The 18,922-nt window shown below is 75.6% G+C and carries 18 protein-coding genes; 8 read left to right on the top strand and 10 right to left on the bottom strand.

The genetic code is table 11. From position 1 onward, the window contains the following. Nucleotides 1–29: 29 nt before the first annotated feature. Both K7862_RS07910 and K7862_RS38185 read right to left on the bottom strand, forming a co-directional pair. Nucleotides 30–827, bottom strand: coding sequence for an isocitrate lyase/PEP mutase family protein (locus K7862_RS07910; RefSeq protein WP_222961711.1), 798 nt, complete (start codon nt 825–827; stop codon nt 30–32). Beyond that, on the bottom strand, nt 824–2,119 hold the full coding sequence (locus tag K7862_RS38185) for a cytochrome P450 (protein ID WP_308011895.1): 1,296 nt from the start codon (nt 2,117–2,119) through the stop codon (nt 824–826). Before K7862_RS38185 ends, K7862_RS07910 begins: the two co-directional genes overlap by 4 nt. Before the next feature lie 750 nt (nt 2,120–2,869). On the opposite strand from K7862_RS38185, the gene K7862_RS07920 reads away from it, so the two are divergent. Next, nucleotides 2,870–3,022 (top strand): hypothetical protein, encoded by a 153-nt coding sequence (locus K7862_RS07920; protein ID WP_222961712.1) that lies wholly within the window; start codon nt 2,870–2,872, stop codon nt 3,020–3,022. Next, on the top strand, nt 3,019–3,183 hold the full coding sequence (locus K7862_RS07925) for a hypothetical protein (protein WP_222961713.1): 165 nt from the start codon (nt 3,019–3,021) through the stop codon (nt 3,181–3,183). The genes K7862_RS07920 and K7862_RS07925 overlap by 4 nt, the downstream gene beginning before the upstream one ends. Nucleotides 3,184–3,419: 236 nt before the next feature. Here K7862_RS07925 and K7862_RS07930 read toward each other — a convergent pair whose 3' ends face one another. From K7862_RS07930 to K7862_RS07965, 8 genes are all read right to left on the bottom strand, one after another. Next, nucleotides 3,420–3,989 carry an RNA polymerase sigma factor gene (locus tag K7862_RS07930; protein ID WP_222961797.1) on the bottom strand — a complete coding sequence of 190 codons (570 nt, stop codon included), beginning with the start codon at nt 3,987–3,989 and terminating at the stop codon, nt 3,420–3,422. 158 nt (nt 3,990–4,147) lie between these two features. Next, on the bottom strand, nt 4,148–4,567 hold the full coding sequence (locus tag K7862_RS07935; protein WP_222961714.1) for a hypothetical protein: 420 nt from the start codon (nt 4,565–4,567) through the stop codon (nt 4,148–4,150). 193 nt (nt 4,568–4,760) lie between these two features. Continuing rightward, the gene (locus K7862_RS07940) at nt 4,761–5,315 is read right to left on the bottom strand and encodes a dihydrofolate reductase family protein (protein WP_222961715.1); all 555 of its coding nucleotides are present in this window, start codon (nt 5,313–5,315) and stop codon (nt 4,761–4,763) included. Between the two features lie 111 nt (nt 5,316–5,426). Further along, the gene (locus tag K7862_RS07945) at nt 5,427–5,834 is read right to left on the bottom strand and encodes a rodlin (RefSeq protein WP_222961716.1); all 408 of its coding nucleotides are present in this window, start codon (nt 5,832–5,834) and stop codon (nt 5,427–5,429) included. A gap of 156 nt (nt 5,835–5,990) precedes the next feature. After that, nucleotides 5,991–6,389, bottom strand: a complete 399-nt coding sequence (locus K7862_RS07950) for a hypothetical protein (RefSeq protein WP_222961717.1) — start codon at nt 6,387–6,389, stop codon at nt 5,991–5,993. A gap of 210 nt (nt 6,390–6,599) precedes the next feature. After that, entirely contained in the window at nt 6,600–7,289 is a 690-nt protein-coding gene (locus K7862_RS38125; RefSeq protein ID WP_222961718.1) for a chaplin, read from the bottom strand. Nucleotides 7,290–7,415: 126 nt separating this feature from the next. Further along, nucleotides 7,416–7,661 carry a chaplin gene (locus K7862_RS07960; protein ID WP_222961719.1) on the bottom strand — a complete coding sequence of 82 codons (246 nt, stop codon included), beginning with the start codon at nt 7,659–7,661 and terminating at the stop codon, nt 7,416–7,418. A 287-nt stretch (nt 7,662–7,948) separates the two neighbouring features. Then, a complete protein-coding gene (locus tag K7862_RS07965) occupies nt 7,949–8,359 on the bottom strand; it encodes a rodlin (RefSeq protein WP_222961720.1) in 411 nt (136 codons plus the stop codon). 444 nt (nt 8,360–8,803) lie between these two features. On the opposite strand from K7862_RS07965, the gene K7862_RS07970 reads away from it, so the two are divergent. The 6 genes from K7862_RS07970 (at nt 8,804) to K7862_RS08000 (ending at nt 18,854) form a co-directional block, all read left to right on the top strand. After that, nucleotides 8,804–9,922: a glycosyltransferase family 4 protein gene (locus K7862_RS07970; protein WP_262412802.1), complete on the top strand. Its 1,119-nt coding sequence runs from the start codon at nt 8,804–8,806 to the stop codon at nt 9,920–9,922. Then, the gene (locus tag K7862_RS37390; protein ID WP_262412803.1) at nt 9,919–12,507 is read left to right on the top strand and encodes a sugar transferase; all 2,589 of its coding nucleotides are present in this window, start codon (nt 9,919–9,921) and stop codon (nt 12,505–12,507) included. Before K7862_RS07970 ends, K7862_RS37390 begins: the two co-directional genes overlap by 4 nt. Before the next feature lie 155 nt (nt 12,508–12,662). Further along, the gene (locus K7862_RS37395; protein WP_262412804.1) at nt 12,663–16,097 is read left to right on the top strand and encodes a lipid II flippase MurJ; all 3,435 of its coding nucleotides are present in this window, start codon (nt 12,663–12,665) and stop codon (nt 16,095–16,097) included. Beyond that, complete coding sequence (locus tag K7862_RS07990) at nt 16,094–16,909, top strand: polysaccharide deacetylase family protein (RefSeq protein ID WP_262412805.1); 816 nt, start codon at nt 16,094–16,096, stop codon at nt 16,907–16,909. The genes K7862_RS37395 and K7862_RS07990 overlap by 4 nt, the downstream gene beginning before the upstream one ends. After that, a complete protein-coding gene (locus K7862_RS07995) occupies nt 16,906–18,153 on the top strand; it encodes a glycosyltransferase (protein WP_222961722.1) in 1,248 nt (415 codons plus the stop codon). Before K7862_RS07990 ends, K7862_RS07995 begins: the two co-directional genes overlap by 4 nt. An 8-nt stretch (nt 18,154–18,161) precedes the next feature. Then, complete coding sequence (locus K7862_RS08000) at nt 18,162–18,854, top strand: YveK family protein (RefSeq protein ID WP_222961723.1); 693 nt, start codon at nt 18,162–18,164, stop codon at nt 18,852–18,854. Nucleotides 18,855–18,922 lie beyond the last annotated feature (68 nt).

Raw genomic sequence — 18,922 nt, forward strand, 5'->3', positions numbered from 1 at the left:
CCGCCGCTCAGCCGCCGGTCATCCGCCACTCATCCGCCGCTCAGGGCCTGCACCTCCTCGTACGCCGCCACGGGCCCGGACGGCCGCCGCCCCGCCCGGACGTCCAGGGCCGCGACGACCGCCGCTCCGAGGGCGCAGCGGAACAGCAGCGATCCGAGGCTGACCCGGGCGACACCCAGCGCGGCCAGCTCGGCGACGGACGGCCCGGCGGGCGCGTAGAGGATGTTCAGCGGCAGGCCGACCGTGTCCACCAGGCCGGCGATCCGCTCCGGGTCGCTCAGCCCCGGCACGAACACCCCGTCGGCACCCGCCTGTTGGTACGCGGCCAGGCGCGCCCCAGTCTCGTCCGGCCCCGCGGCTCCCAACCAGTACGTGTCCGTACGGGCGTTGACGAACAGGCCGGGGACTGCGGCCTTCACCGCGGCGATCTTGGCGGCGTGCAGGGCGGCGGGGGCGAGGGTGCCGTCCGGGCGGCCGTCCTCCAGGTTGACGCCGACAGCACCGGCCTCCACCAACTCCCCTGCGAGCGCCACCACTTCCTCGGGGTCGTCGCTGAACCCGCCCTCGATGTCGACGGACAGCAGTCCGACGCCCGCACCGAGCCGCCGCGCCAGGGCCAGCGTCTCGGCCCGTGCGGCGCCTTCGCCGTCCCGCAGTCCGGCCGCGGCCGCGACGCCCAGACTCGTGGTCCCGATCGCCTCGAAGCCCGCCGCGGCCAGGGCGGCGGCCGACGCGTGGTCCCAGGCGTTGGGAAGCAGCAGGGGGGTGCCGGGGCGGTGGTGCAGGGCGGCGAATTCCGCGGCCGCGGCAGGACCGTTCGCGTTCATCGTGCTTCCCCCTTCGGCAGTCGGCCGACCGCGTCGGCGTAGTACGTCGATCCCTTGAGGTGGAAGGCGAGTTGGCGGAAGGTCCAGCCGCGGCCGGGGGAGCGGTCGAGCTGTTCCGGGGTGAGGGCGCCGAGGCGCTGCGACCACATCCGGGAGAGCCGGACGAGGCGGCTGCGGGCCTCGTCCAGGTCCTGGTCGGTGAAGGGAGCCAGGTCGGCCGGGGTCGTCGTGGCCGAGGCGTGCCAGTGGTCGGGCTCGGGCTCCTCCCCGGCGAGCCGGGCCTCCAACTCTGCCAGGTGGTCGAGGAGATGGTCGGCGACGCGGCGGATGGCCTTGTGCGGGGTGTACACCCGGTCCTCGCTCGGCACGGGCTCGCCGTCCCACGCGGTCCAGGTGGCGGCGACGTCCAGGACGTGCGCGACCATCCCGGTCACGACCTCCGCCGGGTCCCGCCCGTCGGTGACGGGAGCGTCCTCGGGGGCCTGCTCCTCCTCCAGGACGCCAGCGGCGATGGCGAGGGCGTGCGCGGCGCCCGGGCAGCGGCGCGGGGCGACGCCGAAGGTCAGCGGCGGGTGATCGGCCGGCCGCGCCAGCGCCTCGGGGTCGCGGGTTGCCGCGGCGACGTCCAGCAGCACGAAGTCGCCCGCGGCGACGGCCAGCTCGCCGATCCGGGTGTCCCGCGCGGCCTGGCGGCGCATGGCGAGGACGGGCGGTTCGCGGCGCAGGGTCTCCTCGAGTACGGCCTCGACCGTGGGAGTGCCCGCGGGTGCTGAGGGGTGGCGGCGGGCGTGGGCGATGAGGGTCGCGGTGGCGTCGCACGCCTGGACCAGGAGGCCGATGCGGTTGGCGGCCTCCTCGTCGTCCGCGGTGCCCATGCGGGGCAGGAGCCAGGCGGTCGCCGCGTCCCCGTCCGCCACGGCGGTGGCGTCGGCTCCCCCGAAGTACGCGGGCGCGATCGCGAGGACTGCCTGGGCGGCGCCCTCGGGGTCCTCCACGCCGAGGCCTGCGGCCAGCACCCCGACCACGACCGCCCGCTCGTCCTGCCCGGGGGTCGCGGTGGCCCGGGCCGCGGCCGCCCGGAGCCGGGCCGGGTCCAGGCGGGCCAGGTCGCCCTCCACCAGGGCGCGGCGGCGAGTGTGCGCGGGGCCCGAGGAGAACCGGGCGACGGTTGCGCGTAGCCACTCGGCCGTGGCGGGCCGCGGGGCGCCGGTGGCGGGCAGAGGGACGAGGTCCGGGTTCCGCAGGGCGGCGTCTACGTCGGCGTAGCGGTCGAGGACGTGCTCAGTCGTCATACGGCGACGCTATGGCCCTCATTCTTCGGGCTCGGCCGAACGGTGTGGCTTCCAGCCCGGTAGAGCGGTACGGATTCGGGGGTGCCCCCGGGTGCGCGTTCCCGACCTCCGCCGGGTGGGTGGCTTGTCGCGTTGGGGGCACCTCCCGGACGAAGTCTGGGGGACCTCGCGCCCCTGATCACGTGCCGTTTGCCCGCACGTTGGGGGCAGTCCGGAAGCGTCTCCTCGGACTTGTGCGTGAACGTTTTTACGAAGGGGCTGGGCGGGTGTGTGCACAAGTCCTTGCGGGGAGCGCTTCCTCCCCACCCCCTTGGTCGTTCATGGGGCCGCCTGGGCAGTACGGGGGTGCCCCGGTAACACCCCCTGCGGCCACTTTCACTGCCAGGGGGTGGGGAGGAAGCGATCCCCGCAGGAATGTGCATCCGCCCCGGTCAAGGTGTGGAAGAACCCGTCATGCACAGTCCGAGGAGACGCTTCCGGACTGCCCCCGACAGACGAACGAACGGCAAGCGATAACAGGGGCGCGGGGTCCCCCAGACTTCGTCCGGGAGGTGCCCCCAACGCGACAAGCCACGACGGCGCAGCAGACGGCAACGCACCGCAAGGGGCAGGACAAGCCCTGAAAGGGGCGCGGGGAACGGCGCGAGCAAGGGGCCACAGGGCGGAGAGCCGGGAATGCGCACCCGGGGGCACCCCGGAAGCCGTACCCCACTACCGGGCCGGAGGCCCCCCGCAGCGGAAGCCTCGGGCGTGGCCGCGGCCGACGACGTGGGCGACGGCGCCGCACTCGCAGGGCCGCCCGGTACCGCCGGCGACTGGGCCCGCGTCGCCGAGGGACGAGGCCGCACCGCCGGGGGAGAGACGACCGGCACCGTCGAGCGCGGCCGCGGCGAGACCACGTGACCGTGGTGACGGAACGGCCGCGCCAACTCCCCGCGCTGCGCCGCGACGGCGACCCCGCCGAGCGCCATCACCGCCGCGACCCCGCCGACCAGAGCCTTGACCGTCAGGCCACGGCGCCGCCCGGGCCATCCGCGCCGCCCACCGGTGTCGAAGGCCCGTGAGACCGAGGACGCCCGCGCCTCGCGGTACGCCGCCCGCGCGGCCTCCTCGTCCCCCTCCCGGACGTCCAACGGCCGCGAAGCCGCGTCCAGCAGCCGTGCCACGTTCACCACCGCGGCCCCCGCGGCATCCCGTGCCCCGGCATCGGTGCCGGACAACGCGCGCCCGTCCAGGAGACGTTCCGCGATCCCCGGGTCGGGCCACACCCCGCCGCCGCCCCGCGCACTCCGCAGCCGCCTCATCCCTCGCCCCTCCCCGCCTGCTCCCCCGCCGCGGCCAGCCGTTCCGACAGCCGCTTCAGACCGCGGTACGCGGCGGTCCGCACGGCTCCGGGCCGCTTGCCCAGGACGCTCGCGGCCATGGGGGCGTTGAGCCCCAGCACCACGCGGAGCAGCACCGCCTCGGCCTGGTCCTGCGGGAGTTCGGCGATGAGGGCCAGCGCCTGCTGGGTGGACACGTTGTCCAGCGCCTCACCCGCGGAGTCCTGCGGCGTCACCGGCTCCGTCACGGTCTCGTCGAACGCCGCGGTGCGCGGCCGGGCCTTGATCCGCCGCATGTGGTCCATGGCCCTGTGGCGGGCGATGGCGGCCGCCCAGCCACGGAAGCCCTGCCCGTCGCCGCGGAACCCGTCGAGGTCCCGCACCACGTCGTGCCAGGTCTCGGACGCGACGTCGTCGGCGTCCTCGCCGACCAGCCCGCGCAGGTATCCCAGCAGCATCGGATGGACCTCGCGGTAGACGACGCCGAACGCGTCCTCGTCGCCGTCCCGGGCCTGGGTGACCGCGTCGCCCAGTTCCCCGTCGTCCATCCTCGCGCGCCGGCGCACCTCCGCCTTGCTCACCGCACCTCTTCGTGCTCACCGACACATGCGACCGTGGCCCCCGCCCGGAAGCCGCGAACCCGCCTCCGGGGCCCGGCGATCCGGAACCGCCGCGCCCGGGAGGGAGGTCCGCACTCCCGCGGGCGTCACGACCGCGCCGACTCCGCCACCGTCAGGCAGAACGCCCGCAGGCTGTCCTGCGGCCCGTTCTCGTACCGCTGGACCGCTCGGCCGAGCGGGTTCCAGACCTGCCCGTCCGGGGTCCGCAGTCCGAAGGCCTGGCCGAATGTATCGCGCTGGTCGGCGTCGAAGACAACCCATGTCGCGCTCGTGGCCAGCACGAGGACCTGGCCCGCGTAGGCGCCGAAGCCCTGGAGCGCGGGCAGCACCGCCTCGATGGGCGGCTGTTCGCGCCGTATGTTGCCGATGACCCGGTCAACCGAGGCGAGGCTGCCGAGCGTGTAGTCGAGCCGGATCCCCGAGCCCTCCCGTACGACCGCGACGATGTCCGCCGCGAGCCGGGCCGGGCTCGTGGCCGCAGGCCGGTCGGTCACCGCGTGTTCCATGCAGTCCCTCCGCTCGCTGTCCTTCGCTGACCGGTACCGCGCGCGGATGCGCACGGCCCACAACGGGGGCGCAACGCGGCGGCAAAACGTCACACCAGGGGGAGCGATGGGGGTCCGGGAACGCGAGCGGCAGGTGCGTCCAGGCGGCAGGCGGCGGCCCTGGCCGCCGTCGAAAGCACCCGGGCGGGACGCCTCACCGGTGCCGGACGCCGTAGGTCAGGTAGGCGAACTGCCCGGAGCGTTCCACGCCGGTCAGTTCGAGGTCGGCGGACGTCAGCCGCCGGGGCAGGACCGGCGCGCCCGCGCCCAGGGTGACGGGCGCGACGCCGAGCACGATCTCGTCCAGCAGGCCCTGATCGGCGAAGGCGCCGACGAGTTCACCGCCGCCGACGAGCCAGATCACGCGGTCCCCCGCTGCCTCGGCCATCGCGGCGTGCACCGGTCGTACGTCCCCGCGGACGAAGGTGACGGCGGCGCCGGGGAGGACCGGCAGGTCCCGGTGGGTGAAGACCCAGCAGGGCGTACTGCCGTACCAGTCCTGCCACTTCTCCGGGTGCTCGGTCAACTTCTCGTGGTCCACGACCCACTCATAGGTCGTGGACCCCATCGCGAACGCGCCGACCGACGCGAAGAAGGGGGCGAACCGGTCGTCGCCGCCCTCGACGTCGAAGAGCCAGTCCAGGGAGTTGTCCGGGTCCGCGATGTGACCGTCGATCGTGGTGGCCGTGAAGTACGTCGTCCTCGCCATCGTTCCACCGTAGGCGGGACCTGTGACAACGGCCCGGCGCGGCGCGGCGGTGGTGAAACGCCGACGGGCCGCCGGCCAGGATCGGCCGGCGGCCCGCTGGGGCGGGGTGCCTCAGTGGTTGGCAGCGCCGTTGCCGGACAGCACCGGGATGTTGTCCAGGATGTGCGAGGCCGGCTCGTCGCCCTTGATCTGGCTGCTGTTCTCGTCGCACTGCTGGTTCTGCGGCGAGGACAGGACGTTGATGTCCTGGGCGGTGATCGGGATGAGGCCGATCAGCGAGCCCACGTTGGCCTTGACCGGCAGGCCGACGCACGGCTTGTTCAGGGTGCCCTGGACCAGACCGATCTCGGGGCTCTCGGTGCCGCTGGTCGCGGTGTTGCCGTACGCCTGCTCGGCGCCGTTGCCGTCCACCGTGGTGGTGCCCTCGTCGTTGCCGATGGCCATCGCCGGGGAGGCGGTGACGCCGACGGCGACGACCGAAGCGGCGAGAGCAGCACCGGCGAGCATCTTCTTGATCATTGTTGTCCCTTATTTGGTGCTTGGATGCACGGTTCGGAAGGTCTGGTGGAGCGATCTGATCAACCGCCCACCCAGGGTTTGGTTCCGCCTTTTCACCCCGACGGGCGAGGGCCGGACCTGCGGTGACGTCCGTGCCGGCAGGGGCCGGCGCCGGTGTCAGCCGCCGAGCGGGAGTCCGCCGAGCGGCAGCCCGCCGAGGGGCAGTCCGTTCAGCGGGAGGCCGCCCAGCAGCGAGGCGCCGGGCACGACCTGGCCGACCGCCGGCAGGGCGGTGCCGCGGGCGGTGTCGACCGCCTGCCCGACGAGCCCGTCGGGCTTGGCCTGCCCCTGCAGGCTGTCCGTGGTCCGGTCCGCCGACTGCAGCGCGTGGTCGAGGTGCGTGCCCTCGACCACCTTCTGCAGGGGCTGGGCGGCCAGGAGCTCGTCGACGCCGCCGTTGATGCTCGTGGGCATCATCGGTGTGGCCGCCGTGCTGTCGGCCGCGAAGGCGGGAGCCCCCACACCGACCGCGATCACGGAGCCCGCCACGGCCGCTGCCATCTTCGAGTACTTCACTTGCCGCCCTTTCGCTGGCTGACGCCGAATTTCCCCGGCGATCGTTCTCCGTGGACAACGACCGCGGATTGCAACGGAAACGTGGAGTAAACGGCGAACCGGACAATCACCCGAACGGTGCGAATCGGCGCGCTATTGCTCGTACTAATCCGGTCGTTCGCCCATATACCGGGTGTCCTTTTCAGGTCCGCTTCAGGTCCGCTTCACTCGCTAGGAGCGGGCGTGGGCCGCGTGCCGGCGGTGCCTGCCGATCAGGGCGTGCGCGGGGCGCAGACCGCGCCGGTAGAGGATCGCGCCGCCCAGCAGCAGCGCCGCGCTGGTGGCGCCGGCCGCCCCGAGCTCGCTTCCGCTGAAGCCGGTGTCGGCCAGCGGCGGCGAACTGACCTGCACGCCGGGGGTGTCGGGGGCCGGGGTGTCCGGGGTGCCGGTGGCCGGCGGCGCGGGCTGCGGGGTGTCCGCCACAGGCACCTGCTCCCCGTGGGCGCAGTGGTCGCCGAACGCCGGGTCGAGCAGCGCGACGACGTCCACGGTGTTGCCGCACACGTTCACCGGCGCGTGCACCGGGATCTGCACGTCGTTGCCGGACAGCACGCCGGGGGAACCGTGCGCGTCTCCGTGCGCGGCGGCCCCGGAGTGCCCGGAACGGGCGTGCGAGGACGAGGTGGTGGCACAGGAGTCGCCGAACGCGGGGTTGAGTGCCCCGACCGCGTCGACGCTGTTGCCGCAGACGTTCACCGGAACGTCCACCGGTGCCGAGATGCTGTTCCCCGACAGCACGCCGGGCGACCCCGCCGCGGTGCCGTCGGCGTCGGAGTCGGCGCTCGCCCAGCCGCCGGTCGCGGCGAGGAGGCTGCCCGCGGCAGCGGCGGTGAGCAGGCTACGGCTCAGGATCTGTCGCATCGGTCGAACTTTCTCCGCTTCGTTGATCAGGCCGGGGGTGTCCCGATGGGCGCCGCCCCGGGGCGCGGGGACGCGCTCCCGGGGCGGCGCTCGCGCAGGGCCGGCAGGCCCCGCGCATCCGTTCGGTCAGCCCTGGCTGACGTCGGCGCAGGAGTCGCCGAACGCCGGGTTGAGCAGGCCGATGACGTCGACGGTGTCACCGCACAGGTTGACCGGGATGTCGACCGGGACGGCGACGTCGTTGCCGGACAGCACGCCGGGGGAGTGCACGGCGGCACCGGCCGCGTCGGCGTCGGCGAAAGCCGGGGCAGCGGCGGCGCCGAGGGCGATCATGGTGCCGGCGGCCATGGCCGCGACCTTCGAGAACTTCACTTCTTGCTCCTTTTCCGAGAGCGGTGCCGTTTTCCCGTCACGGCCTTCGTGACGGGACGGCCGTAATGTCCGGGCCGGTGCACCGCTACGACGGACTAACGAGAACGCAGGAGATCAGGCAACTCCCCCGCGGCTCCCGCCGATGACTATCCACTCGAATGGACGGTATTCAGGACCGGGTATTTCCGGGGAGCCGCGGGACCGGAAACGCCGGGCGGCCCCGGCGGGCCGACGAGGGTCGGCGGCCGGGGCCGCACGGGGCCGGGGGCACGGGCCGGCGCCCGGCGTCAGCCGTTCTGCGTGCCGTTGCCTGAGAGCACCGGGATGTTGTCCAGGATGTGCGACAGCGGCTCGTCGCCCTTGGACTGCGTGGAGTTCTCCGTGCACTGCTGGTTCTGCGGCGAGGACAGCACGTTGAGGTCCTGCACGGTGATCGGGACGACACCCACCAGCGAGCCCAGGTTGGCCTTCGCGGGCAGCGCGATGCAGGGCTTGTTCAGCGAGCCCTGGACGAGCGCGAAGGACGGGCTCATGTAGCCGCTGGTGTACGTGTTGCCGTACGCCTGCGTGGAGTCGTTCCCGTTGGCGGTGGTGGTGCCCTGCGAGTCACCGAGCGCCATCGCCTGCGGGGCGACCGTCGCGGAGACGCCCGCGAAGGAGGCGGCGACAGCAGCCGTCGCGAGGATCTTCTTGATCACGGTTGGTCCTTTGAGAGAGGGTGCCCCGGTACCAGGGCCGATCTGACCAACCCCGCAGCCCCGCGTTGGTAATGATCCTTCACTCGAATGGATAAAAGGGGCATGACGAGGGACGTTCACCCTCGCGCAGGGGTGTCGAATCGGCCTCCGCGTTGACCTTTCGTCAATACGGATCATGCGATCGTCATACGAAATCAAGAGCAGTGAAGTGCCGCGCGTCGTACGCCATTTCGCCGCAGAACGTGCATTCCTGTTGTGGGGATTACCTGACAGGCACGGGATTCGTTGACTGCACGCGGCCCACCGCTCACCGACGGGGAACGCGGGCCGCGGTCTGACTGGACTTGGGCTTCTCCGGGGTCGCCCGGAGCAGTCCCGGAGAGAGGGAACGGCGCCGCAATGCCGCAACATCCTTACGGACTCGCCGGGTTGACGGTGCTCCACATGACGCAGCCCGTCGAGGGCGGCGTCGCGCGCGTCGTCACCGATCTCGCCGCCGCGCAGGTGCGGGCGGGCGCTCGCGTCGTCGTGGCGTGCCCGCCGCAGGGGCCGTTGGCGCACGCGGTCACGGCCGTGGGGGCCGAGACCGCCCGCTGGCCGGCCCGCCGCTCGCCCGGGCCTGCGCTGCCGGTGGAGGTCACCGCGGCCGCCCACATCCTCGGCGACGTCGATCCCGACCTGCTCCATCTGCACAGCGCCAAGGCGGGGCTGGCCGGGCGGCTGGCGGCGCACGGCACCGTCCCCACGGTCTTCCAGCCGCACGCCTGGTCCTGGGAGGCCGCCCGCGGGCCGGTCCGCGCGGCCGCGCTGCGCTGGGAACGGCACGCCACCCGGTGGACCGAGCGCGTGCTGTGCGTCAGCCGGGCCGAGTGCGCGTCGGGCCAGACGCACGGGGTCCGCGCCGCCTACACGGTGGTCCCCAACGGCGTCGACACCGGCCACTTCACCCCGGCCGCGGACCCCGCCGCCGTCCGCGCCGCGCTCCCGGCCCTGTCCGGGCTCGACCCGGCGGCGCCCCTGGTGGTGTGCGTGGGCCGGCTCTGCCCGCAGAAGGGCCAGGACGTGCTGCTGGACGCCTGGCAGTCGGTCGGCGCCAGGCTGCCCGGCGCGCTCCTGGTGCTCGTCGGCGACGGTCCCGACGCCCGCCGCCTGATGGCCCGGGCCCCCGACCGCGTCCTGCTGGCCGGCCCGGTGGCCGATCCGCTCCCCTGGTACCAGGCGGCGGACGTCGTCGTGCAGCCGTCCCGCTGGGAGGGCATGGCCCTGGCCCCCCTGGAGGCGATGGCCTGCGGCCGGCCGGTCGTGCTCACCAATGTGGCGGGCGCCCGGGAGAGCCTCCCGGCCGAGGACGGCGACCACGTGGTGCCGGTCGGCGACGAACGGGCGCTGGCCTCGGCCCTGCTGCGGCTGCTCACCGACACGGGACTGCGGGGCGACGCCGGCCGGCGCGGCCTCGCCCACGTCCGCGAGCAGCACGCCGTCGACACCACCACGGCCGCTGTCGCCGACCTCTACGCCCGGCTCGTCGCCCTCCCCGCCCCCACGCTGGGAGCCGCCCGATGACCGCCGACGCCCGCGATCTCACCCCGGCCTCCTCCGAAGAGCCGCAAGGCCCCGGAACGCCCCCGGGCGCCCAGGACAAGCCGCGCACGCGCCCGGGGAACGCCACCCGGAACGACGCGGGCGGCCACACAGAGCCGCGCGCGACGGCGCGACCGGCCACGACCGCCCGCGCGAAGGACCCGCACCCCAAGGGCCACGACAAGCGCCGCAGAAGCCTGGGCCACGGCGCCACCAACCACGGCCGCCCCGAGGCCGACCCGCCACCCCCGGGCCGCGACGGCGACCCGGCGGCCACCCCACCGCCCCCGACCGAGGCCGCGACGGCAACCCACGCAAAAGGCCACGACAAAGCGCTCGGGACCGCGGCGCACGACGTGACCAACCACAGCACCTCGCACAAGGGCAACGGCGACAGCAACGACGCCGCCCAGGCCGCGGAACAGGCGCCGCCCGCCACCGACCCCACGACCGCAACCCACGCAAAAGGCCACGACAAAGCGCTCGGGACCGCGGCGCACGACGTGACCAACCACAGCACCTCGCACAAGGGCGACGACGGCAACGACGCCGCCCGGGCCGCAGCACAGGCGTCGCCCGCCTCGGCGAAGCCGCACCCGGCTCCTCGGCCCGTCCCGCACTCAGCCCCGCCACCCGCTACCGGTGCGCCGGCCGCAGGCCACCTCGTACCGCTGCTCCCGCCGGTGATCCCGCTTCCCACGTCCGCCGAGGCCGTCGGCCACTTCACCCACCTGGGGCCGTACGCGCCGCGGGCGGCAGCGGCGGCGCTCCCCGCGGCGGGGGGCGACACCCTGCACCTCGGCCCCTACGCCAAGCGCGGGAAAGCCGCCCGCCCCGCGGCCGGGTGCGATACGGTCCTGACGCTGTGGGCGGGGGCGGGCGTGCCGAGCCCCGGGCCCGCGGCCCTCGTCTCCGTGGAAACGGCGACCGCCGGCCACCGCAGCACCGTCGTCGCCCTGCGCCCCGAACAGCCGCTGCAGCAGGCCGTATCGCCGTCGGCCACACCGTCCCTCGCCCCTTCGGCCGCGCAACTCTCCGCAGCGTCCGTCCCCACCACGGCACCGCAGGCGGCGCCACGGGACGTCCCCCGTCCGCCGTCGCTTCCCCCGGCCCTCGTGGGGCTGCCGGGCGAGGAGACGGACGAGGGCCGGGGCACGGGACGGCGCACCGGGCCGCAGCCCCGCCACCGCGCCTTCCGCCCGCGCGGCGGCGCCGTGCTGATGGCCGCGGACGCGGCCGGCGCGCTGGCGGGCGCGCTGTGTGCCGGGGAGGGCGTGACGGCCGCCGCGGTCGCCCTGGCCGTGCTGCTCGCCGCCCTGTACAAGGGCGGCCTGTACCGGCCGGGCTTCGCGCCCTCGGCCCTGGCCGAGGTGCCGGCGATCGCCGCCCGGGCGGCCCTCGGGTGGGGCGTGGCCGCCGTCGTCGTCACCACGATGGACGTGCCCACGCTGCTGTGCGCGACCGCGGCCACTGCCGCGTTCGGCTGTCTGCTGCGCGCCCTGGTGCACGCGGTGCGGCGCCGGGCCGCCCGCCGCGCGCCCGCCTCCACGCTGATCGTGGGCGCGGGGCCGGGCATCCGGCAGGTCGCGGCCGCGCTGCACGGTCATCCCGAGTACGGCATGCGCCCGGTGGGCGTGGTCACGCCGGGGCCGGGCGCGGACGCGTCGGACCCCGCCGTCCGGCTGCTGGCCGCCGCCCTGCACGCGCAGGCGCCGGACGACCCGCCGGACGTGCCGCTGCCGGTGCTGGCGGGCCACGCCGAGATCACCCGCGCGGTGATCCAGAACTCCGTGCGCTCGGCGGTCGTGGTCGGTCCGCCGACTCTCGACGCTCGGACGACCGCGACGGTGCGGCTGCTGGCCGCGCAGGGCTGCTGCATCTGGCACGCCGAGGAGGGCGGCCGTCCCCGGCGCGGGCCGGCCGCCGCGGCGCACCTGTGGGGCTTCTCCTGCCGTCGGCTGGAGGTCGAGCCGTACCCGGTGCCGCGCCCGGGCCGGTGGGCCAAGCGGGCGCTCGACGCGGGCGCGGCCGGGTTCGCGCTGCTGCTGCTCTCCCCCGTGCTCGGGGGCTGCGCCCTGGCCGTGCGGATCGCGGACGGCCCCGGCGTGCTCTTCCGGCAGGAGCGGATCGGGCTGGGCGGACGGCCGTTCACCCTGCTGAAGTTCCGCACGCTGCGGCCGCGCGACTCCGACGAGTCGGCGACCCGCTGGAACGTCGCGGGCGACCACCGGATGAGCGCGGTCGGCCGCCTGCTGCGCCGCACCTCGCTCGACGAGCTGCCGCAGTTGTGGAACGTCCTGCGCGGCGACATGAGCCTGGTCGGCCCGCGGCCCGAACGCCCTTACTTCGTCGAGCAGTTCAGCACCGTCTATCCCGGCTACGAGGACCGGCACCGGATGCCCGCCGGGCTCACCGGGCTGGCCCAGGTGCACGGGCTGCGCGGGGACACCTCGATCGCCGACCGGGCGCGGTTCGACAACCACTACATCGACAGCTGGTCGCTGTGGCAGGACGTGGCGATCATGCTGCGCACGGTCCGCGCGCTGATCCGGTTGGGCGGCAGCTGATGGCCGTCGCCCTGTCGCCCGCCCGCCGCCCGGGCGGACCGCCGCCCGCACGGACGCGCGGGCCCGGCCGTTCCCCGCGACGCGGCACGCTGCCCCGTTCCCTTCGGTCCCTGCGCTCCCTGCGGCCGGCCCGGTTCGCCCCGCTCGCGCCGGCCATGGTCACGGTGCTGCTGCTGGCCGCACCCGTGCACACCGGGGACGTCAGCGCGTCCGGCAAGGTCACCCCGGCGGACGCGGCGTCCGCGGTGCTGGTCCTGGCCTGCGTGGTGCGCCTGGTCCGCGGTGCGCGGCCGCGGCTCGCGCCGCTCGGGGCGGTGGTGCTGGGCGCGCCCGTCCTGGGCTTCGCCGTCGCCGCCGTGACGTCCCTCGACCCGGGCGCCGGGGTCGCCGGATTCCTGCGCTACGTCCAGGTGTTCGTCGTGGTCCCGGCCGCGGTCGTGCTGCTGCTGCGCGACCGGCGGGACTTCGCGGTCGTCGCCGGCACGGTCGTCGCCCTGGCCCTGGCGCAGGGCGCGGTCGGGGTCTGGCAGTACGCGACGGGCACCGGCGCGTCGTACGCGGGCCAGGACGTGCGGGCCGTCGGCACGTTCGGGCCGTCCGACGTGATGGGCATGGCCACGGTCGTCGCCTACGGTCTGGTGATCGCGGCGGCCTACGCCCTCGCGCCCGGCGGGTCGCGCCGGCTGCGGCTGGGCGCACTGGCCTGCACCGCCGCGCTCGCCGTGCCCCTGGTGGTGTCCTTCAGCCGCGGGACGTGGATCGCCACGGCGGTGGCCTGCGGCGCCATGACGCTGCTGGCCGGGCGGCGGCAGGCCGTCCGCGTCCTGGCGGTCATGGCCGCGGGCGGGTGCCTGCTGGTGGGCGGGGTGGGCGTCGGCTCGCAGATGATCAGCCAGCGGGTCGCCAGCATCACCCAGGTCACGAGCGCGCCCGACCCCTCCGTCACCGACCGGTACGCGCTGTGGAACGCGGCCGTGTCGATGTGGCGGGAGCACCCGGTGACGGGGGTGGGCCTCAAGCGTTTCCCCGACGAACGCGACTCGCACGCCTCGCTGGCGCTGTCGTCCGGCAGCGACACCGCGGGGGCCGGGCAGGCCTTCACCCGCGAGCCGCTGCTCTCGCCGCACAACATGTACCTGCTGGTGCTGAGCGAACAGGGCCTGCTGGGCTGCGCGTTGCTCACCGGGTCGTGGGCCGCGCTCCTGGTCGCCGGCACCGCCCGGCTGCGCGACCGGCCCCGCGTGTCCGGCCCTCGCGGCGGGGACGGCGGCTTCGCCGCGGACGGCCGTCCCGCGACCCGCGGCGGCGTCGTCCCGGCGGCGCGCCTCGGTCCGGCCCGCGGCTCCGTCGCGCGCCATCGCCCGGGTCCGCCAGCCTGCGGTCTGGCGGCCGTCGGGCTGCTGCTGTGGACGTGCGTGGACTTCCTCTACGCCGACATCGGCGGCCCCGCCACCGTGCTGACCGCCCTGATCCTGGGCCTCTGCGCGTGGTGGCCGCTGCACGCCTCCGCCGCGCCCGCCCGTCGTACCGCCCGCCGTACCGCCCGCCGCGTGCCGACCGGCCGGGCGCCCGGTGCCCCCGCACCTGCCCGCCCGAACGGCGGCCGCCCGATCCGCCGCCCGAGCTGGGCCGTCGAGCCCCAGGCCGACCGGACCGCCGCGGCGCCGGGTGGGACCCGGAAGACGATTCCGGCTGCGGGGACCGCTCCGCCCCGCCGCGCGACGGCGACCGTCCCGGCCACGGCACCCCGCCGGAGGGTGACCATCCCGACCACGGCCGACCGCACAGCACCCGTGGCGACCGCGCCCGGCCCGACCACGGCCGAACCCACGGCACCCCGCCCGGCGACATCTCGCCCGACCGCAACCGAACGCACAGCACCCGTCGCGACCGCACCCGTCCCGACCGCCCCCACACGCCCGCGCCCGCCCGCGGCCGGTCCGGCCGGTCCGGGAGGTCCGCCAGGTCCGGCCGGGCGCGCCGTCCCACCGCGGCCGAAGCGCCCCGCCGCCGAAAACCGCGGCGGCGGAGGGGGGTTGGCGCGGGCGGCCGGGATGACGGCGGCGCTGACCGTCGCGGGCTCGGTGCTCGGGCTGGTCCGCGACCAGACCGTGGCCCATCTGTTCGGCGCCGGCGCGGAGAGCGACGCGTTCCTCGTCGCGTGGACGGTGCCGGAGATCGCCGCGACCGTGCTCATCGAGGACGCGATGGCGCTGCTGATGGTGCCGGCGTTCAGCGCGGTGCTGGCCCGCGGCACCGGGCCGCGCCCGCTGGTGCGCGGCACGCTGCCCCGGCTGCTGGCGCTGCTCGGCGTGCTGACCGCGGGCCTGGCCGCGGCCGCCCCCGTGCTGGTGCGGGTGCTCGCGCCGGGGCTGGCCGACCCGGGGACGGCCGTGGCCTGCACCCGGCTGACCGCCCTGACGGTGTTCACCTTCGGCCTGGCCGGCTACGTCAGCGCCGCGCTGCGCGCCCAGCGCCGTTTCGTGCCGCCGGCCGCGATCTACGTCGCGTACAACGCCGGCATCGTCGGCACCCTGCTGGCCCTGCACGGCCGCTACGGGGTGCGGGCCGCCGCCGCCGGAGTGGCGGTCGGGGGCGTCCTCATGGTGCTCATCCAACTCCCGGCGTTCGTGTGGGGAATGGGCCGGACCCATCGTGAACCCGGAGCGGCGGCGCGACCGGAGGAGGAAGCGGGCGGCGGCCGGGACGCGGGCGCGCCCCCGCCGCGGCGCACGGACACCCTGGCGCTCGCCCTGGTCGTCCCCGTCGTGGTGTTCACCGTCGGACGTCAGGCGCAGGTGCTGCTGGAGCGGTTCTTCGCCGCGCCCCTGCCCGCCGGGGCCATCTCGCATCTCAATTACGCGCAGAAGATCGCGCAGTTGCCGATGGTGATGTCGCTGATGATCTGCACGGTCACCTTCCCGGCTGTCTCCCGCGCCCTCGCACTCGGCGACCGGGAACGCGCCCGGAAGCGGGTCGAACGCGACCTGACGCTGGCCGCGGTCGTGGTGCTGCTCGGCGCCGCGTATGTCGTCGGCTGCGCGCCGGCGATCGTCCATGTGCTGTTCCAGCGCGGCGAGTTCGGCCCCGCCGACACCACCGCGACCGCCTCCGTGATGCGGGTGTACGCGCTCGGGCTGCTGGGCCAGACGATGGTCGGCGCGCTGGTGCGCCCGTACTTCTCCGCCGCCCGGCCGACCTGGTACCCGGCGGTCGCGATGGGCGCCGGCCTGCTGGTGACGGCGGCCGGTGACGCCGCCACCGTCGGGCCGTGGGGCGCCTACGGCATCGCCGCCGGGAACGCGGCGGGCATCACCGTCACCGCCGTCCTGCTGCTGCGCGGCATCGGCGTCCACAGCGTCGCCGTCCGCGCCCGCAGCCTCGCCCCGGGGCTCGTCAGGATCGCGCTCGCCGCGACCGCCGCGGCCGGCGCCGGCTGGGCGCTGACCGCCGCGGTCCCGGTCGCGCTCGCCGCGGCCGCGCTCGGCGCGCTCGCCGTGCCGGCGGTGTTCGCCGCGGTGGCGCTGGCCCTGAGCGCCCCGGAACTCCCCTCTCTGCTCGCCTCCGTGACACGTAAGGCCCACCCATGACTCCTGAACTCGTCGCTCCCGCAAGGCGATCCGGGACCGCGCAGCGTGCGCCCTGGACGCTGATGTACCACTCGGTGGGGGACGCCCGGGACGATCCGTACCTCGTCACCGTCGACCCGGGCCGGCTGTCCCGGCAGTTGCGCTGGCTGAGCCGGCGCGGACTGACCGGGGTCAGCATGCGCGAGCTGCTGGCCGCCCGCGCCCAGGGCCGGGCGGACCGGCTCGTCGGCCTGACCTTCGACGACGGGTACGCCGACTTCCTCACCGAGGCCGTGCCGCTGCTGCGCGAGCACGGCCACACGGCCACGGTGTTCGTGCTGCCCGGCCGGCTCGGCGGCACCAACGAGTGGGACGTCAAAGGGCCGCGCCGGCCGCTGCTGGACGCCGAGGGCATCCGCGCCGCGGAGGCCGCGGGCATGGAGATCGGCTCGCACGGCCTGCTCCACCAGGACCTGACGGCCGTCGACGACGCGACGCTCGCCGCCGAGACCACCGAGAGCCGGCGGCTGGTCGGCGAGATCACCGGAACCGCGCCCGGCGGCTTCTGCCACCCCTACGGCTCGCTCGACGCGCGCACCGTGCTCGCGGTGCGCCGGGCCGGTTACGCCTACGCGTGCGCGGTGGAGCCGGGACCGCTGGCCGGGACGCACGCGCTGCCGCGCGCTTACGTCGGCAACCGCGACACCTCCCCCCGCCTGCACGCCAAGCGCCTGCTGCACCGGCTGCGCGGCCCGCAGCTGCCCGACCCGCCCGCGCACGGCGAGCGCCCCCAGCGGCCGGAGCCGTCCGCACTCCCGAGGGAGGACTCATGAAGGTCCTGCACGTCATCACCGGCCTCGGCATCGGCGGCGCCGAGCAGCAACTGCACCTGCTGCTGCGGCATCTGCCCGCGGAGTGCGAGGTCGTCACCCTCACCAACCCCGGCCCGGTCGCCGACGCGCTCACCGCCGACGGCGTCACCGTCACCCACCTGGGCATGACCGGCAACCGCGACCTGACGGTCCTGCCGCGCCTGACCCGTCTGATCCGCGCCGGGCACTACGACATCGTGCACACCCACCTGTACCGGGCCGGCGTCTACGGCCGGGTCGCGGCCCGCCTCGCCCGGGTGCGCACCATCGTGGCCACCGAGCACTCGCTGGGCGTCACCCAGATCGAGGGACGCCCGCTGTCCCGGGCCACCCGCGCGCTGTACCGGAGGACCGAGCGGATGGGCAGCGCCACCATCGCGGTGTCCGAGACGGTCGCCCGGCGGCTCACCGCGTGGGGGGTGCCCGCCGGCCGCGTCCATCTCGCGCCCAACGGCATCGACCCGGCGGCCTTCCGCTTCTCCGCGCCCGCGCGGGTCGCGGCCCGCTCCCGGCTCGGCATCCCCCTGCACGCCTACGTGGTCGGCGGGGTCGGCCGCCAGGTCAAGGGCAAGAACTTCGAGAGCCTGATCCGCGCGGTCGCCGCCGTCCCCGACACCCATCTGCTGCTGGCCGGCGACGGCCCGGAGCACGTCATGCTGCTGCGGCTGGTCCACCAGCTCGGCGTCGCGGACCGCGTGCGGTTCGCCCAGCCCGCCGAGGAACCGAGCTCGGACAGCCCGACCGTGCCCGAACTGCTCGCCGCCATGGACCTGTTCGTCTCGCCGTCGCCCGAGGAGTCGTTCGGCGTCGCCGTCATCGAGGCGCTCGCCTCGGGACTCCCCGCGCTGTACGTGGCCTGCCCGGCGCTGGAGGACCTGCCGCCGCACGACGCGCCCGGCGCCCGCCGGATCGAGGCGTACAACCTGCCCACGGCGGTGCACGAGGAGCGGCTCACCGGGCCGCGCCGCCTCCCGGTCCCGGCGGCCGTCGAGCACTACGCCATCGCCCGCACCGCCGAACGCGTCATGGCCGTGTACGAGGCCGTGCTCGCCGCCGCGGCCGAGCCCGTCACGGATGCCGTCACCGGCACCACCGCGACGGCCGAGCCCGGCGCCGCGCCCGCCGCCGTCTCCGTCCCCGAACCGTCCGCGCCGCCCGCCGCGGCGCCGCAGCAGCAGCAGGCCACCGCACCCGCCGAGAAATGAGTCTCCCGATGAAAGACGCCCGCGACCCGCACCCACGCCCCGGCGGCGGACCCCGCCGGCGGCGCGCCCTGCCACGCTGGACGGCGGTGGCCCTGGGGATCGGCCTGGGCCTGGCCTCCGGGCTCGCCTACGGAATGGCCACCACACCGCAGTACAGCGCCACCGCCTACGTCCTGGTCGTGCCCGAGCGCAGCACGGACTCCCAGACCGCGCTGGGCTTCGCGCAGGCGTACGGCAGGATCGCCACCGGCTCCACGGTGCTGGCCGGCGCGCAGTCCGGCGCCGGCACACCGGCCGCCGACCTGCGCGGCCATGTCGCGGCGGCGACCTCGCCCGACGCTCCGATGATCTCGGTGACCGGCACGGCGGCCGACGGCGGTCTGGCCGCCCGGATCGCCGACGCGGTGGCCCGCTCACTGACCGCGACGGGGAACGGCACGTCGGCGGCGACCGGGGTACGGCTGCTGCTCTTCTCCCCCGCCGTCGCGCCCACCAGCCCGACGTCCCCGTCGGTCCCGCTGTCGGCCGCGGTCGGCGCGAGCGCGGGCGGCCTGCTCGGCGCGCTGGCCCTGCTGGTCCGCCGCTCGCCGCAGGACGGCTGGGACGCGGCGTACGACGGTGAGGCGGCGCTCGACCCGCGCGACGACCGCGGGCGCGCGGTCCCGTCGCCCGCGCAGGAACAGTCCAGGGCGGCGGTGTGAGCACGGATCCCACCCGCACCGGACCGTCCGCGGAACCGCACGCGTCGACGGAACCGCACGTCCGGCCC

The sequence above is a fragment of the Actinacidiphila acidipaludis genome, assembly GCF_019890725.1.
Taxonomy (GTDB): domain Bacteria; phylum Actinomycetota; class Actinomycetes; order Streptomycetales; family Streptomycetaceae; genus Actinacidiphila; species Actinacidiphila acidipaludis.